Source organism: Streptomyces sp. NPDC046716, from assembly GCF_040645755.1.
Taxonomy (GTDB): domain Bacteria; phylum Actinomycetota; class Actinomycetes; order Streptomycetales; family Streptomycetaceae; genus Streptomyces.
The window spans coordinates 17,278-31,891 of the sequence record NZ_JBEYYU010000052.1 but is presented as its reverse complement, the minus strand read 5'-3'; the positions used below and the strand labels follow the sequence as shown (position 1 = coordinate 31,891).

Annotated in this window: 15 protein-coding genes and 5 pseudogenes; 11 read left to right on the top strand and 9 right to left on the bottom strand. The window is 68.5% G+C overall.

What is annotated here, in order from left to right; translation table 11 throughout:
- Positions 1 to 45: 45 nt before the first annotated feature.
- The gene (locus ABZ930_RS31115) at positions 46 to 654 is read left to right on the top strand and encodes a TetR/AcrR family transcriptional regulator (RefSeq protein ID WP_361555091.1); all 609 of its coding nucleotides are present in this window, start codon (positions 46 to 48) and stop codon (positions 652 to 654) included.
- A 22-nt stretch (positions 655 to 676) separates the two neighbouring features.
- Here ABZ930_RS31115 and ABZ930_RS31110 read toward each other — a convergent pair whose 3' ends face one another.
- From ABZ930_RS31110 to ABZ930_RS31095, 4 genes are read right to left on the bottom strand one after another with little or no spacing between them, the layout of a single operon-like run.
- Positions 677 to 1,603, bottom strand: coding sequence for a LysR family transcriptional regulator (locus tag ABZ930_RS31110; RefSeq protein ID WP_361555088.1), 927 nt, complete (start codon positions 1,601 to 1,603; stop codon positions 677 to 679).
- A 10-nt stretch (positions 1,604 to 1,613) separates the two neighbouring features.
- The gene (locus ABZ930_RS31105) at positions 1,614 to 2,753 is read right to left on the bottom strand and encodes an FAD-dependent oxidoreductase (protein ID WP_361555085.1); all 1,140 of its coding nucleotides are present in this window, start codon (positions 2,751 to 2,753) and stop codon (positions 1,614 to 1,616) included.
- Positions 2,750 to 2,944 (bottom strand): ferredoxin, encoded by a 195-nt coding sequence (locus tag ABZ930_RS31100; protein WP_361555082.1) that lies wholly within the window; start codon positions 2,942 to 2,944, stop codon positions 2,750 to 2,752. The genes ABZ930_RS31105 and ABZ930_RS31100 overlap by 4 nt, the downstream gene beginning before the upstream one ends.
- Complete coding sequence (locus ABZ930_RS31095) at positions 2,941 to 4,119, bottom strand: cytochrome P450 (RefSeq protein ID WP_361555079.1); 1,179 nt, start codon at positions 4,117 to 4,119, stop codon at positions 2,941 to 2,943. The genes ABZ930_RS31100 and ABZ930_RS31095 overlap by 4 nt, the downstream gene beginning before the upstream one ends.
- 233 nt (positions 4,120 to 4,352) lie before the next feature.
- On the opposite strand from ABZ930_RS31095, the gene ABZ930_RS31090 reads away from it, so the two are divergent.
- Positions 4,353 to 4,595, top strand: a complete 243-nt coding sequence (locus ABZ930_RS31090) for a hypothetical protein (RefSeq protein ID WP_361555076.1) — start codon at positions 4,353 to 4,355, stop codon at positions 4,593 to 4,595.
- Between the two features lie 487 nt (positions 4,596 to 5,082).
- On the opposite strand, the gene ABZ930_RS31085 is transcribed toward ABZ930_RS31090, so the two are convergent.
- The 3 genes and pseudogenes from ABZ930_RS31085 to ABZ930_RS31075 form a co-directional block, all read right to left on the bottom strand.
- Positions 5,083 to 5,346 carry a hypothetical protein gene (locus tag ABZ930_RS31085; RefSeq protein ID WP_361555073.1) on the bottom strand — a complete coding sequence of 88 codons (264 nt, stop codon included), beginning with the start codon at positions 5,344 to 5,346 and terminating at the stop codon, positions 5,083 to 5,085.
- A gap of 251 nt (positions 5,347 to 5,597) precedes the next feature.
- Positions 5,598 to 6,425: a DUF1214 domain-containing protein gene (locus ABZ930_RS31080; protein ID WP_361555070.1), complete on the bottom strand. Its 828-nt coding sequence runs from the start codon at positions 6,423 to 6,425 to the stop codon at positions 5,598 to 5,600.
- Between the two features lie 35 nt (positions 6,426 to 6,460).
- Positions 6,461 to 6,583, bottom strand: a pseudogene (locus ABZ930_RS31075) (DUF1254 domain-containing protein); the annotation flags it as partial.
- Between the two features lie 119 nt (positions 6,584 to 6,702).
- Between ABZ930_RS31075 and ABZ930_RS31070 the strand changes: the two are divergent.
- Together ABZ930_RS31070 and ABZ930_RS31065 are read left to right on the top strand one after the other, a co-directional pair.
- Positions 6,703 to 7,224, top strand: a complete 522-nt coding sequence (locus ABZ930_RS31070; protein WP_361555067.1) for a transposase family protein — start codon at positions 6,703 to 6,705, stop codon at positions 7,222 to 7,224.
- Positions 7,137 to 7,471: pseudogene (locus ABZ930_RS31065) on the top strand (transposase family protein). Before ABZ930_RS31070 ends, ABZ930_RS31065 begins: the two are co-directional and overlap by 88 nt.
- A 165-nt stretch (positions 7,472 to 7,636) precedes the next feature.
- Here ABZ930_RS31065 and ABZ930_RS31060 read toward each other — a convergent pair.
- Positions 7,637 to 7,780: pseudogene (locus ABZ930_RS31060) on the bottom strand (helix-turn-helix domain-containing protein); the annotation flags it as partial.
- Between the two features lie 20 nt (positions 7,781 to 7,800).
- Here ABZ930_RS31060 and ABZ930_RS31055 point away from each other — a divergent pair.
- The 3 genes and pseudogenes from ABZ930_RS31055 to ABZ930_RS31045 all read left to right on the top strand — a co-directional run.
- Positions 7,801 to 8,246, top strand: a pseudogene (locus tag ABZ930_RS31055) (ArsR family transcriptional regulator); the annotation flags it as partial.
- A pseudogene (locus tag ABZ930_RS31050) lies at positions 8,243 to 9,578 on the top strand (MFS transporter). The pseudogenes ABZ930_RS31055 and ABZ930_RS31050, both read left to right, overlap by 4 nt.
- A 109-nt stretch (positions 9,579 to 9,687) precedes the next feature.
- Positions 9,688 to 10,224, top strand: a complete 537-nt coding sequence (locus ABZ930_RS31045) for an SMI1/KNR4 family protein (RefSeq protein ID WP_361555064.1) — start codon at positions 9,688 to 9,690, stop codon at positions 10,222 to 10,224.
- 168 nt (positions 10,225 to 10,392) lie between these two features.
- Here the strand turns inward: ABZ930_RS31045 and ABZ930_RS31040 are convergent, their stop codons facing one another.
- Positions 10,393 to 10,728, bottom strand: coding sequence for a hypothetical protein (locus ABZ930_RS31040; RefSeq protein WP_361555061.1), 336 nt, complete (start codon positions 10,726 to 10,728; stop codon positions 10,393 to 10,395).
- Between the two features lie 953 nt (positions 10,729 to 11,681).
- Here ABZ930_RS31040 and ABZ930_RS31035 point away from each other — a divergent pair.
- The 4 genes from ABZ930_RS31035 to ABZ930_RS31020 all read left to right on the top strand — a co-directional run bounded on the left by ABZ930_RS31035 (position 11,682) and on the right by ABZ930_RS31020 (position 14,582).
- Positions 11,682 to 12,053: a hypothetical protein gene (locus ABZ930_RS31035; RefSeq protein WP_361555058.1), complete on the top strand. Its 372-nt coding sequence runs from the start codon at positions 11,682 to 11,684 to the stop codon at positions 12,051 to 12,053.
- A gap of 101 nt (positions 12,054 to 12,154) precedes the next feature.
- The gene (locus ABZ930_RS31030; RefSeq protein WP_361555055.1) at positions 12,155 to 12,325 is read left to right on the top strand and encodes a hypothetical protein; all 171 of its coding nucleotides are present in this window, start codon (positions 12,155 to 12,157) and stop codon (positions 12,323 to 12,325) included.
- Between the two features lie 462 nt (positions 12,326 to 12,787).
- Positions 12,788 to 14,005: a hypothetical protein gene (locus tag ABZ930_RS31025; protein ID WP_361555052.1), complete on the top strand. Its 1,218-nt coding sequence runs from the start codon at positions 12,788 to 12,790 to the stop codon at positions 14,003 to 14,005.
- 85 nt (positions 14,006 to 14,090) lie between these two features.
- The gene (locus ABZ930_RS31020) at positions 14,091 to 14,582 is read left to right on the top strand and encodes a hypothetical protein (protein WP_361555050.1); all 492 of its coding nucleotides are present in this window, start codon (positions 14,091 to 14,093) and stop codon (positions 14,580 to 14,582) included.
- The last annotated feature ends 32 nt before the right edge of the window (positions 14,583 to 14,614 follow it).

Sequence of the window (14,614 nt, the reverse complement as noted above, 5' to 3'; positions counted from 1 at the left end):
GAATTACGCGTAAGATTGCCTTGCGTACTGCTGTACGCTAGGAAGATGGCGAGCCTGCGTGAACAGCAGAAACAGATGACCCGGCGACTGTTGCTGGAGTCGGGGTTGGGTTTGTTCCAGGAGAAGGGGTACGCGGCCACGACCGTGGATGACATCGCGACGGCGGCGGGGACGACGCGGGTGACCTTCTACGCGTACTTTCCTTCGCGCAGTGCGCTGATGCAGGCACTCATCGACGAGCAGCTCAACCAGGCGCTGCAGCGGGTCCGTTCCCCCGAGCACGGGTCGACGGCGCAGGACCTCGTCGCGACGGTCGCGACCGGCACCCGCGAGGCGATCGATGTCTGGATGCGGCAGACGGCAGAGTCCTGGCCCGAGATCAAGCCCATCGTCCGCCTCGGCCGCGAAGCGGCGGTGATCGACCCCGACCTCACCAACCTCGTCGAGCGGTGGATGGAGGAAGCGGCCAGTGATGTGGAGGACGGCCTGACGCAGGCCGGGCGCTTCGCGCCGCACCAGCGGCACTTCCGCGGCGTGCTGGCGCTGGCGCAGCTCGACTTCGTGGCGCAGCACTGGGGTGACAGCGACTGGAAGATCGACCGCGAGCGGATGCTGGACGAGCTCGTCGACAGCTGGACGTCACTGCTCTCCTGACGGCTCCTCATGTGACGGCTGTTCAGGTGAGCACGGCCTCGAAGAGCAGGTGCCGCAGCCACTCCACGAACCCCTGGTCGCTCAGGTGCGGATTCCAGACCATGTCGATCCCGAGCGGAGCCACACGGAACGGCAGCTCCTCGACACGCAGGTCGACCGCCGCTGTCATCTCGGCCGCGACCCGGCTCCTCATCAGCGCCACCCCGCCCCCGCGGCCGACCAGATAGGGCACCAGCACATAGTCGGAGACCAGCTGCCCCACGCGGTACCCGATCCCCATCTCGTCGAGCTGCGGATAGGGGAAGACGCGCTCACGCCGGCCGGTGTCGACGACCACGTGCGGCTGTGTGGTCAGCAGCTCCATGGCGTCGAGTTCCCGCGGCAGTTCCGGCGACGCGACAAGGACGCACCGGTCGTCGTACAGGCGCTCGCGCGGGTACTGCGTGGCCAAGCCTTCCGACACCAGCACGACGTCCACCCCGTGCTCGGTGAAGGTGTCCTCGGTCGGAACGGTGATGGTGCGCAGGCGCAGGACGGTGTGCGGTGCACGCTCGGCCACCAGCCGCCCCAGGCGAGGCCCGATCACGAAGGCCGTGCTCGTGGTCAGCTCGACGGTGATCGTGCGCCGGTCCGTTGCCGGGTCGAAGCCGGGGAACCGCACCACGTCCGCCACCTGCTGCAGCGTCTGCCGCACCGGGGCCAGCAGTTGGAGTGCTCGCGGGGTGAGAACGACGCCGCGCCCCTGGCGTACGACCAGGTCGTCACCGAGCAGTCGGCGCAGGCGGCCGAGCGCGTGGCTCATCGCCGGCTGCGTCAGGCCGACGCGCTCCGCGGCACGGGTCACCGACCGTTCCTCGATCACGGCAAGCAGCGGAACGAGCAGATTGAGGTCAACGTTGGAGAGCCGGTCGAGGCTCGAACCTCCCCGGCTCTCCTTGTCGACACCCATGGCAGCCACCCTACGCATCGGCGGTCGCACGCACCCTGCGCAGTCGTGGAATCGGGATGCGGTAGTCGAGCGCCACAGCGGATCCTGCGCCGTCCCCACTGGCCCAGCGCATCAGGGCCGGGCCGACGGGACCGCCGTCGACGTACTCGGGGTCACCAGCCACCGGCAGGTCACCGACGGCCTTGAGGGTGAGTCCGAAGGCCTCCGTCCAGAAGTACGGGTCGAATGCCAGGGGCGGTGCAGCCGCACCACGCATCAGGGCGACGGCAGCGACCTTGGCCTGCTCGATCGCGCTGCTCCACAGCGGGATGCGGCGTACACCCCGGTTCGTGGGAAACGCCGCGACATCACCGACGGCCGCGATGTCGGGGCCCAGCATCCCCCTCTCGTCGACGTGGAGGGCACCGCGTGTGACCAGACCGGTCCCTGACATCCACTCGACGTTCGGAATGTCCCCGACCGCGCTGACCAGGATCTCCGCTTCATGGACGGCGCTGTCTCCGGCGACGACACGGGCACGGTCGCCGTCGTGCTCCACCGAGACCGCACCCGAGTCGACGATCCGCACGCCTCGCTCGCGCGCAGCGGCCGTGAACACACCGGCAAGGTGCGTCCCGAGCTGCTCGACCAGCGGCGCGCCCTGCGACACCACGGTCACCGTGCAGCCGGCGTTCACGCAGCCGGAGGCGATCTCCATGCCGAGGGGCCCGCCACCGACGACGAGCACCGAAGGCCCACCTGCGATGCGCTCGCGCAGTGCCACCGCGTCGTCGAAGCCGCGCAGCGTCAGCTCGTGCGGTGACTCGGTGAGGCGGCGAGCCCGCGAGCCGGCGGCCACCACCAGCGCGTCGTACGACTGCGCGGAACCGTCGGCGAGAGAGACCCGCCGGCCGGCGATGTCGAGCCCGGTCGCCGGGACACCCAGGATCTCGGTCGCCCCGTGCGTGGGCGCCGGGAGGCGGTGTGCGTCCAGGTCCGGGGCGGGAGCGAGCAGTGCCTTGGACAGCGCGGGACGGCTGTAGGCCGCGTGGCGCTCGTCTCCGATGATTGTCAACTCTCCATCGAACCCGGCTGCCCGCAGGCCGTCGGCGGCGGTGACACCGGCGACACCGTTGCCCACGATGACGATCTTCTCCGGGTGGCCGCTCATGCCAGCCTCAGTGCGGCGACGGGACAGACCCGGACAGCGGCGCTCGCTTCGGCCGCCTCCGGCGTGCCTTCCTCGACATTCTCGACATCGAGCACGAGTTCTCCCTCGTCATCGAGGTGCATCAGGTGGGAGGCCGTCTCCTCGCAGAGGCCGTGGGCCTCGCAGCGGGGGCGGTCGAGCACGATCTTCATGCGGGCACAACTTCCAGAACGGGCAGCCGGTCGATGCTGCGGGTGACATTGCTGGGGACGCGCGTCTCGGCTGCCACGACCAGGCGCCGCACGCGCCGGGAGAGGGCGTCGATGATCGCGTGGGCCTCGAGACGGGCAAGCCCCTGGCCGGCGCAGCCGTGCACGCCGTACCCGAGCGAGAGGTGGTCGACCGGATTGCGTTCGACGAGGAAGGCGTCCGGCTGGTCGTAGTGGCGTGGGTCGCGGTTGCCGGCGCCGAAGAGGATGGCGATCCGCGCGCCGGCCGGGACGGTGACGCCGTCGATCTCCACGTCCCGCGTCGTCCTGCGCCCCCAGGCGTGGATCGGCGCCCAGTAGCGCAGGACCTCGTTGAACGCGGCGGGTATCAGGGAGGGGTCCCGCCGGACCAGCTCGAACTGGTCGGGGTGGGCCCCGAAGAGGGCCACGATGTTGCCGAGCGCGGTCACGGTGTTCTCCACCCCGGCGGCGAGGTACTGATGGATGATCGGGCCGGCCGAGCCCGGCGGGACGTCGCCACGTTCCTCGGCCTCGAAGATGGCGCGACCGATGGAGTCCTTGGCAAGGTCCGCACGCGTCACCGCCGAGCACCAGGCGTAGAGCTCACCGGCGATCGGGAAGCTCTCCACGGTGCGCTGGTTCATCGGGCCGATGACCTGGTTGGCGGCCTTGCCCCAGCGCAGCATGTTGTGGCGGGCATCGCCCGTGAAGCCGATCAGGTCGGCGACGACCTCGAGCGGGAAGGCCCGGGCGAGTGCGTCGATCGCGTCGAACGAGCTCTGCTCGACCAGGTCCGCGACCAGCGCATCGGCCTTCGCCTCGATCCGGCCCTTCAGGCCGCGCAGGGCGCGCGGTGAAAGGTTCGCGGTGAGCGTGGCCCGGAGCTGGGCGTGGGCCGGCGGATCTGAGGCGAGCGAGGTACCTGTCAGCGCCTCATTGACCTCGGAGTTGAAACCGATCGCTGCGGCCGAGGAGAAGGTCTCCCAGTTGGCGAGGGCGGCACGCAGGGTGTCGTAGTGGGTCAGTGCGTAGACATCGTTCCGCGGCACGTGCACGGCCGCGCCGAGGTCACGCAACGCCGCATAGGTCGGATAGGGGTCGACGACGACATCGTCGGCAAAGAGGTCCACGTCGGAGACCGGTGGGGTGTGAGGCATGGCCCCATGAGAATTTGTCCGCACCGCATGCGTCCAACAGATGTTTCGCATGACTTTTCATGCACGCCATTGATTGAGGTCGACGCGTCCTCGGTCAGTACCCGCTCGAAGTAGAAGTCCTGCGTGCCGGACGAGTGGGCTGAGCGACTCGTGTGCCGGCCACTCTGCGCCTGCCGAGAATGCCGTCCGTGCAGATCAGGCGCCTGTGTGGTGCTGCGGCAGGATGAACACTTGTGTTGCTTCGTGTCGGCTGTCTGACTGTCACCAACACGTTCGCCATGCTGCGACTGCTACCGGTGAGCGACCGCGACAAGGACGCGGAGATCCTCGCCCCGCGCCACCAGATCACGGTCCTCGAACGGCAACTCGGCGCGCAGCGAGTGAAGTTCACTTCGGAAGACCGGGCCTTCCTCGCCGCTCTGCTGATGCCGGTCCCGCGCCAGGCGTCATCACGGCGCCCTTGGCCTGGTCGATGACGGCGTGGGAGTCGACCGCGCGTTGCAGTTGCTCCACCTCGATTGTGAGGTGCCCGCGCTCTTGGGCGAGTTCGGTGACCGAGAGCAGCTTCAGGGGCTCTGTAGGGTGAGGAGCGAAAAATGCCCTCGCTTCCTCACGTGCAGATTCTGGGCGATCTCGTCAGCCTCGGGAGCGCTCGCCCGGGGCTCGTCTTCACATCTGCCCGCTGTCTTCCCGTCGATCCCACCCACCTGCCAGACGATCAGGACCCTCGGGCGAAGGACAGCTGGCGTCGACCGGTCGACCGCCCGTGGGGGCCCACTGCGGGCTGGGCGGCCGGCACTTCTCAGCGCAGCACACGGAACGGGGGGGAGCACTCGGGCGGGCGCAGCAGCAGGCGCGGCTCTGGCCTACTTCATGAAGTGTTCAGACGAACACCCGCCTGGCGAGGACGCCGGGCTATGCCTCCGCAGTGTGCGGTGCGTGCCGCACACTGCGGGGAGGCTGCTATTCGGCAGACTCGGCAGCCATCGGCATGTTGTTTTTGTGACCGCCCTGGTAGTCGGACAGCGAGGGCGCAGGGAGGATGAGGTTTGATTCGGTACCCGGGATGGGGCACAGGCAGGTGGCGTGATCGAAGTTGTCGGCGGCCTGAATACCGCCCCCGGTGAACTGCTGCGTGTTGTTGTCTCCGTCGTCTGCCTGCGCCATCGACATCGAGAAGGAGAGTGCTGCGACGGCTGTGAGCGCTGTGATCACGGTCGTCTTCATGGTCTGGCCAACGACCCGCGAGCTCAGAGGGCATGGATCTTCACCCGCCAACAGCATCGGCTGCTCAGGCGGCCGGCCGTGCTGGTACAACGGGGTGTTCAAAGGTCCGGAATTCCCTTGGGAGCCGTCCGAGCATTTCACCGCGGTCTGTGATGCGACCTTGCACACCCAACAGGTTCCACACCGGCGGCCGGAACGAGGGCACAGTGCTGGGGCCGCGCACCGAGGTCGTCCAGGCGGTGACGGCCTGATCAGGCGGGAGTGATCGGCGGCAGGGTGAAGCCGCCGTTGAAGACCTCGGGCCGGGGCTGGTACATCCGCAGGATCGGGCGGAACGCCCCGGTCAGCGTCGGTAGCCAGTTCGCGCGTGCCTCCGGGGCGGTGGGTGCGTCGGGGCGCAGGTGCAGGGTGAGGGCGCCGTCCGGCTCGTAGTGCAGTCCTGAGGTGCGGTCGCCAATGGAGTAGCGGTCGATAGGGTTGGCGACCAGGAAGTATTCCGGCAGGTTGTACATGGTCACCGACCAGAACCCGTCCACCGGCGGCGGCACCTTGAACCGCAGCGTGTAGGCGCGCATGCCGTCCAGCGCCTGCCCGGCGCCGTCGGTCCAGGTCATCGCATACGCGGCCTCGTAGCCGTGGTTGCCCCACAACCCGGCGCGGGCCGACGCCGCCCGCTCCAGGCGCGCGGCGTCGCGGTCCTGGATCACCCACTGCGGATCGTCCAGCGTGCCGAGGCCGAAGTGGGCAAGGTTGTAGTCGAAGGCGTGGTACGTCAGATTCCACCCGTTCTGCACCGGACTGCCGCCGTGCACGGTGTGGTTCTCCACCCGCTCCTTGCCCACCTTGAACCCGGACAGCAGAGCGTCTCGCAGCTCCGCCGACGGCGTGGCGTACGGGCTCTGCTCCGCCAGCAGCCCCAGCGGCGCGAACCGCTTCTGGTAGGCACGTTCGGCGGCCGACGGCGGGAACGCCCGAAGATAGGTCCGCAGCTTCTCGAAGAAGCCCAGCTCCTCCGCGGCAGCCTGGGCGGGCAGGGGCAGGCCCGCCTCGCCGGCGGCCGCGGGCGCCTCCAGTTCCAAGCCCTGCTGCAGGGCCGCCGTGGGGGCAGGTCCGTCTCGCCGTCGCAGGCCCAGCGACCGACAATGCTGACCACCGAGGTCGGCGCGTTGATCCGGACCACACCCGCGGGCGACTTGCCCTGCCACCCCGGCGGGACAACTGCGTACCGCATGGGCCAGGTGCCGTGCGCGGCGGGCTCGGTGTGCTATTCGTCGGTCATGGCGGCATTTTGGACCGGCTCAGGCCGAGAAGGCATGTGAGCGGAGGCTGCTTCTCGTCGAGTGAAACGATCATGTGGTGGCTGGTGTGATCACGGCGTCGGTGCCGTCCTGGATAGAGCCGTTCACCGGGCTGAGTTTGCGCTGCTTCGGCAAGTTGGTTGCCTCGGTGCGACGCGAGCCGGCTTCGGATCAGTGGCGCGGCGGGACCTGGAGCCTGCCGCTGGAGGACCGTGTCCTGTTGGTGCCGGCCTACTGGCGGACGAGCGTGACGATGCGCCAGATCGCCCCGTCGTTCGGTGTCTCCAAGTCGGCGGCTGACCGAATCATCGATCACCTCGTTCCGTTGCTGGCGATCCGACAGTGGAAGCAGTTCCGCAAGGACACTGTGCTCGTCGTCGACGGCACCCTGGTGCCCACCCGCAACCACACGGTGGCTGAGCAGTCGAAGAACTATCGCTTTTTTCAACGGCCCATCAGGTGGTCATCGACGCTGACACCCGCCTGGTTGTCGTGGTCGGTCGTCCCCTGCCGGGCAAGCGTCACGACTCCCGGGGCTGGGAGGAATCCGGCGCGAAGGCCGCCGTCGGCACCACCATGACCATCGCCGACGGTGGCTATCAGGGCACCGGGCTGGTCATCCCGCACCGCGCCGCAACGGCGAAGAGCTCCCGGCCCGGAAGGAGGAACACAACCGCTCACACAAGCAGGTCAGGGCACGGGTCGAGCACACCTTCGTCCGTATGAAGGGCTGGAGGATCCTGCGCGACTGCCAACTCAACGGCGATGGCGTGCACTACGCCATCCTCGGCGTCGCCCGCCTGCACAACCTCGCCCTTGCCGGATAGGCAAGGGGCCGTAGGCAGCGACCTCTGTCGTAACCAGGTCCATGATCAGTTACGGGACGAGCCCTAGTCCGCAAAGACTTGTTCGCAAAGACCTCTTTGCGAACAAGTCTTTGCGGACTGGGGTGCGCGGTATGACGGACCCACAGGTGAGGCCGGACGGCCCGGGTGGTAGCTGGCCGTACCGGAGCTCACACCCAGCCGCTCCGCGAGGCGGGTCGCCGTCGACGGGCCGTACTTCCGCAGCAATCCGACCAACTGCACGCGCACCGGATGCGCGAGCGCACGCAGCCCCTTGGCATCCAGCACCACCGAGTCAGCATCGGCTTGCCCGGCAGCTCGGCGCCGCCGGTTTCGTCGAGGAGGACACCGAACGCGGCAACGCGCGGGAGCGCTGTTGGCGCTCGGTGCACCGGACGATCTGGTTCAACGATCCTGATCTGGCCGAGCGGGAGTCAGAGGCCGCACTGGCCTACCAGCAGTCGGTTGCCGCCATCTACACCCTGCGCACGCAGCAGACTTTGAACGAGTTCCAGACGATGCCCCGCGCATGGCGGAACACCTTCGACATGAGCGACTGGGCCCTGCGGCTCACACCAGACGAAGCGGCCACCCTGTACCGGGAGTTGACGCAAGTCCTGGCGCGCTACCGGCGAGTGCCCCGGACGGCGCCCAACGGGTCGCTGTGATTACACAGACCCTGCCCGAACTGGATGCGCCTACTCTGTCGTCGCCTCCTGCCGATCTTACAACCGGCGCAGGATGTCCGAGGCCATGACCGACGCCGCGGAGGCCGCCGGCATACCCGGCAAGAGGTCCTTACGGCCGCTGGGCGGAGTGCTGGCTGCCATGGGGGTGTCGCTGACCGGCACTCGTATCTCCGTGGTGGCACTGCCCTGGTTCGTCCTCGTCACGACCGGCAGCGCCACCCAGACCGGACTGGTCGCCTTCAGCGAGATGGCGCCCTACGTGGTGGTCAAAGCGTTCACCGGGCCGCTGGTCGACCGGATCGGCCCGCGGACTGTTTCCTGGGCCACCGATCTGGCCAGCGCGGCCGCCGCCGCCGCGATACCCCTGCTCCACAGCCTGGACCTGCTGTCCTTTCCCCTTCTGCTCATTCTCGTCGCGTCGATCGGCGCGGCCCGGGGACCCGGCGACCTCGCCAAGGAAGTGATGGTCCCGGACGCTGCCGAACGCGGCCGTGTTCCGCTGGAGCGGGCCACCGGTCTGGCCGGTGTGATCGAGCGGCTCGCTTCCACCGTCGGCCTGGCCGTCGGCGGATCCCTGGTGGCCTTGCTCGGCCCCCTGACCGGACTCGCCGTCAACGCCGGCTGCTTCGCTCTCGGATCAATGATCATCAAAACGGCACTGCCCCGTGGCATGGGGCACGGGGCCGAGGAAGACCCCCCCGTCCGGCGACGGAACCGGACCGGGCTACTGGCGGCGGTTCGGCGAGGGCTTCACCTTCCTACGCGGAGAGCCACTGCTGCTCACCGTCATCGTCATGGTCGGCATCACCAACCTGCTGGACGCGGCTATCACCTCGGTGCTGATACCCGTCTGGGTGAGAGAATCCGGCAACGGGCCAAGCTCGATCGGCCTGATGGGCAGCTTGATGGGGGCCGCGGCGGTCGGCGGCAGCCTGATCGCCGCGGCGGTCGCACACCGGCTGCGACGCCGGATGACGGTTCTCACCGGATTCCTGCTGGCCGGGGCGCCGAGGTTCCTGATTCTCACCTCTGACGCCCCGTTTTGGACGGTACTGGCCGTCTTCGCGCTCAGTGGATTCGGTGCTGGCTTCGTCAACCCAGTGCTGGGAGCCGTCCTCGTCGAACGAGTCCCGCGCCGGATGCTGGGCCGCGTCAACGCCCTCGGCGACTCGCTGGCCTGGGCCGGCATCCCTCTCGGCGGGCTGCTCGCCGGAGCGGCGGTGACCACACTCGGACTCGTGCCGGTGCTGCTCGCCTGCGGAGCCGCGTACTTCTTCACCACGAATCTGGCTGGACTGCGCCCGGAATGGAGCGAGATCGACCGTACGCGTGGACAGGGCGTACTGAAGCCGCACTCTCACGAAGACGCCGCACAAGACAGCGCGAATGTAGCGACATGATTGTCCCGCAGAGAGACTCATGTGGCCGGGATACGGTGTCATTCCCGTAGACGCACGGGTGAGCCGATAGGGGCCCGCCCCTGCAGACGAGGCGGACGGGAGCAGGGACATGATTGACCGAGCTGGTCTCGCTGGCCTGACGCGCTTGATGCCGCCGTCGGCCGGGGCGGGGGTGAAGGTCGACTGGGAGGTTGTGCAAAGGGCCTGGGGGCTCGTGTTCCCTTCGGACTTCAAGGAGTTCCTCGCATACTACGGTGACGCCCTGCCTGGCTTGGATCTCGGTGTACTGGTTCCTGCCACCGTGACTCCTGAGACGTGTGATGAGCCCGGCGTCCCGAAAGGGGGCATGGGGTTCATCACCGCGGATACGCGAGCCACATGGGTGGACACCTCACCCACCGGCATCGATGCAGCGGCCGAGGATCTGGTGACCTGGGGAGCGGACGGCAGTGCCGACCTGTACTGCTGGCTCACCCACGGCAGTCCCGAGGACTGGGCGGTGGTGCTCTTCAGCCACGGCGACGACATCTGGACGCGCTTTGACTGTGGCATGACGGAGTTCCTGCGCAGAGTATTGGCTGCAGACAGCCGGGCCGAAGCCATGCGGGACTCCGTTCTGTGGAGCGCGGGCTTGAGCAAGCCCTGAAGTAGCTAGTGCCGCATCGGGGAACCTTTGCCTCCCGGCCGCTGTGGCTTAATTGCCTCATCTGACGGGTGAGAGCCTGCGTCGACGTTCCGGAACCTCATGTCAGTCGGATCGGAGGCTCGGCCGTTGATGTCTGGTGCTCATAGCGTGGAAGACCCTTTTCGGCTCTCAGCGGGTCTCGTCGAGCAGGCGCACGACACCGTGGAAGGCGATGTCGCGGTCGCGGGGCCTGTCGTAGTTGGCGAAGGAGAACCACAGCGCGGTGTCGTCGCATTCCTCCTCGAAGATGTCGAGGAGGAGTTCGTTGAGGTAGCGCCCTTGCGTCCTCGTCGGGGTCGCTCCGTGCGGTGGCTGCCAGGCCATGCCGCCCAGGTCGCCCGCGCCGCGGTAGGCGCAGGTGCCGTACTCGGTGATGACGACGGGCTTGCCGTGGGAGAAGGACTCGCGCAGGTGGGTGCGGAAGGTGGCGGCGTTCTGCGCGGTTCGGTAGGCGTCGATGCCCACCAGGCCGAACGGGGCCCAGTCGACGGGCTCCCAGGCTCCTCCTCGCTGCCATCGGCATGTGGGTCCGGCGAGAGACGCTGTCAGCGATCGACACCCCAAGGCGCGTCCGCGGGCCACGAGCCCGTGCCGACGATGTGCTCCACGAGTCTGAATGCCTCACCGGTGGCACGGTGTCCTGGTCCGGGTACTCGTCGTGCTGCCCGTTGGACAGGACGAACCCGTCGCTCGACCCCTCGGATCCGGGATCCACGGCATGCTCGCCGGATTCGCCCTCTTCTTGGAGAAGCATGACCATCGCGCGCTCGGTGGTCCTCGCGAAGGCCGGCGACCGTCCGGACGAAGTGATCAACCACGTCTCATGCTGCCCGCTGTCGATCCTCGGCCGTAGGGCCTCCAGCACCTCCCCGGACGACACAGGGAAAGGGCTGCCGTCATTGATCACCCAGGACTCGATCACAAGCACGACAATCTCACGGGCGGATTCAAGAGACAGTGCCTAGCCGCCGAATGCCCTCGGGGCGACCGCCACCATGTCTCAAGACCGAGCCCCTGGTCCCCATAAGATCCATCCCATCCGATCAGGGGAGGGAATCATGGGAAACGGCACGAGACACAGAAGCGGGGCCGTCACGCTCGCCGCGGCGGTATGCGTGCTGGCCGGGGCGAGCGGGTGTGGGGGAGGCGCACCGGCCGCGTCCGGGCACACCACCGCAGCCGCACCGTCGAAGCGGGCCGAGTCGTCGAAGAAGGTTGCACCTGCGCGCGTACTGACACAACGGGAGCTGAAGGCGGCCGCGCTGCCCGAGAGTTCCTCCATCGTCGGGCAGCCGTACGCGATACGTGCCGGGGCCGCCACTCCAGCGGACTGCACGCCGGTCCTCGCGGCCGGGCAGGGCCAGAGTCAGAGGATGCCCAGGGGTGTGGTGCAAGGGACGGTCTCGCCGGGGAAACATGTGGCGGGGCAGGTCTTTCTCACCGCGTACTCCGCCGAGGACGCCGGGCGGGTCCTGGACGACCTGCGTGCCGCGTTGCGCACCTGCCGCGCGTTCCCGGCCCTGTTGGGCGGCGGGAAGTGGAGCAACGTACGTGCGGCGGAGGGACTCGGCGAAGGCGACCAGGAGGTGGCGTTCCGGGCGAAGATGATCGCGGTCCCGGACACGCCAGCGCTGGCGACCGAGGTGCGGGTCGTCCGGGTGGGCGCGACGCTCGTCACGTTCGCCACCAATGACATGAGCGGCACCCACAACGAGGTGCATATCCCTCGTGACCTCGTGCACCGTCAGGTGGCCGCGCTGCAGAAGGTGTCAGCCGCCCCTGCCGCTTAGGGCCTGTCTCCCAGATCCCACCTGCCCCGCGACGCCTGGCCCGCGCCCTCACCCTCGAGCCGGCTTTGCACGGCTCGGGCGGGAGGTGCTGCGGCCGGGCCATGGCCTTGCTCACCGCGCTGCCGACCGTCCCGGTACAGCTGGGCGTCCTGCAGGCGGCCGCACTTCTTCTCGAGGAACTCGACTCCGGCGGCGCCGACCAGGAGACCCGGGCTACCGCGGCAGAAACGGCCCGCCCGTTGCATGCGTCGACGGGGTTCCCAGATGCGTGAGGGGCTGTCCCTTGCTCAGGGGCGGATTCTCACGGGCGAATTGCGGGGTGGTGGACTCCGGATGTGCCGGCGTCGCCGCGGGCGCGGACGTCGATGCCGGAGTGACCAGCCGACCCGCAGCCACTCCGGTCGGCCGCACCAACATCGCCACGAGTCTTTGCCACCGGGTCCGCGACCCACCACCTTGTGCCGCACGGGACCGTCGCCGGTCACACACGTAGGTTCGACTCTTGTCGCGCCGCGTATCGAACCGCTCGCGACGCCGTGGGCGAGATGCCCGGTTCGCTATCCTGCTTGGCCGTCCGGGCCCATCCGGGATTTGGCGGTGCGGTGGTTGCCGGACACCGGAACGCACGGACCGGATCGCGTTGCCGACTTCTCGGACTTGTCGTGTCTCCTCCGCTCCTGAAATAGTTGCGTATGCAATAACGTGCAGGTCAGGGGTGGGGTCGAGTGAGACATGTGCCGTTTTTCCGTTGGGTGGTAGCGCTCGGTCTGGTCATCTTCGGGGTCGCGTTCGCGGTCTATGCGACGGCTCCGGAAGATCCCGAGACGAAGCAGGTCGATCTGACCGTGCTGAGCGAGAAGTCCGACGGGAGCTGCACCGTTTCCTGGGCCGACCCCTACGCGAAGGAGCGGCGCAAGGGCCACTACCGGTGCGATCCCGACCGGGACCCTGTGCTCAAGGGCGGGGCCTGGGATCCCGACACCGGCCACGGCTGGGAGAGCGGATGGATGGTGACCGAAGGGTCCGACAAGGGCGACCTCTTCGTCCTCGGCCAGAACGATGCAAAGTACGACAGGGCGATCGACCGTTCGGACCATCTGGTCGGGCTGTCGATCGTGGTGCTGATCGTCGGGGTCGTCGGCGGCAACATCCGCTCCCTGTACCGGCTCAGCGGCGCGAGTCCCTCGGCCGTCCGCACGGCACGCCGCCTCGAGCAGGTCGCCAGTCGGCTCGCGCAGGATCACACGCAGGCTGTGAACGCGGTGCGCGAAGCATGGGAGCCGCTGCGGCAATCGCTGGTGGACGAAGCTCTCGGGCAGGTTTCCGTCGAGGAGTTGTGGCATGCGGCGGACGGTGGATTCGACGCCGCTGAACTGCGGCGATGCGGCACCCGCACCGCGCGGGACGTGCTCGGTGCAGGGACGCCGGTGCTGTCCCGGCTGCCCGGCGTGGAGCCGGGCGCGGCCGAGCGGCTGACCGCCGCCGCGCAGGTGCTGGCCGACGGCGCGGTGCGGATCGGCGCGGGTCGGGAACTCCTGGAACGCTCCGACCCGCGCGTCACCGACCTGCTCAACGCCCTGAGCGTCCTGGTCCGGGTCGGTCCCGAAGGACGGGCCGCCGTGGAGCGCGCGGCCGAGCTCGCCGCCCTGCTCGCCCCCCTGCTGGAGAAGGCCGGGCCCGCGGCCGGCCGGCGGCAGATGCTACGAGCCGGTGCGAAGGAACGCGCAACGGCCAAGTACGCGGTGGGCAAACTGCGCCGATTGCTCGTCACGGTCGAACAGCGCGGCTGCGTCGACCAGTTCGCGCAGACGTCGATCGATCTGCTGCGCGGCCCCGACGCGGACCCGGCCGGGATCGCCGCCCGCGTCGACTTCGAGGCGCAGCCGGAGAAGTACGCCCATCTGCTGACGGAACTGGCCGTCCCGGAACCGCAGCCGCTGCCTGTGTGGTGAGCACGGCGCCACCTACCGGCAGGCCGCGCCGTGTGCCCTGAGTCTGGCTGCGGGGGCCTACTCCTTCGACGTAGCGTCAGCGTTCATGGTGTCCATGTTCGCGTTGTGCGGTCCGCCGCTGATCACGATCTTCTGCTTCGCCGTGGGTGCGATCCCGTATGCCTTGTGGGCGTCCAGGAATAAGCCGTCGTGGCTGGCCCGCTGGACTGTGATCGGCAGCGCTGCAGCGATCGCCGCGTATGGGGCTGGGTCCGTTTACGGGCTCGCTTTCACGAACCCGCTCGACGTGTGCGCGGACAAGACCGGCGAGGGCGTGTACCGGGACGTGGGACGGGACTACACGCTGACATCAGTTGACGTGAAGAGTTTCCCGCCGTCCGTCAGCTGTCACTGGAGCAGCGGCCACACCACCGAAGCGGTGTGGTCCTGGACGTCCCTTCTGCTCTGCGCGGGTTTGGCCTGTGCCGTTGTCTGCTCCGTCCTGCTCCTCGTCAACCGCAGCAGGGGACGAACCGTGCGACCGTCCTACGACCTCGGGATGGGCGGGCGTGGCCGCGCCGGCGGAGGCGGTGTGTAGCGCGACATCGACGGCCCCGGCACGACTCGTAC

Coding starts and splice junctions, on each gene's coding strand:
- ABZ930_RS31095 (WP_361555079.1), bottom strand. CDS start 4,119: ATGCCTCACACCCCACCGGTCTCCGACGTGGACCTCTTTGCCGACGAT.
- ABZ930_RS31030 (WP_361555055.1), top strand. CDS start 12,155: ATGGCCTTGCTCACCGCGCTGCCGACCGTCCCGGTACAGCTGGGCGTC.
- ABZ930_RS31110 (WP_361555088.1), bottom strand. CDS start 1,603: ATGGGTGTCGACAAGGAGAGCCGGGGAGGTTCGAGCCTCGACCGGCTC.
- ABZ930_RS31105 (WP_361555085.1), bottom strand. CDS start 2,753: ATGAGCGGCCACCCGGAGAAGATCGTCATCGTGGGCAACGGTGTCGCC.
- ABZ930_RS31020 (WP_361555050.1), top strand. CDS start 14,091: ATGGTGTCCATGTTCGCGTTGTGCGGTCCGCCGCTGATCACGATCTTC.
- ABZ930_RS31045 (WP_361555064.1), top strand. CDS start 9,688: ATGATTGACCGAGCTGGTCTCGCTGGCCTGACGCGCTTGATGCCGCCG.
- ABZ930_RS31085 (WP_361555073.1), bottom strand. CDS start 5,346: ATGAAGACGACCGTGATCACAGCGCTCACAGCCGTCGCAGCACTCTCC.
- ABZ930_RS31115 (WP_361555091.1), top strand. CDS start 46: ATGGCGAGCCTGCGTGAACAGCAGAAACAGATGACCCGGCGACTGTTG.
- ABZ930_RS31100 (WP_361555082.1), bottom strand. CDS start 2,944: ATGAAGATCGTGCTCGACCGCCCCCGCTGCGAGGCCCACGGCCTCTGC.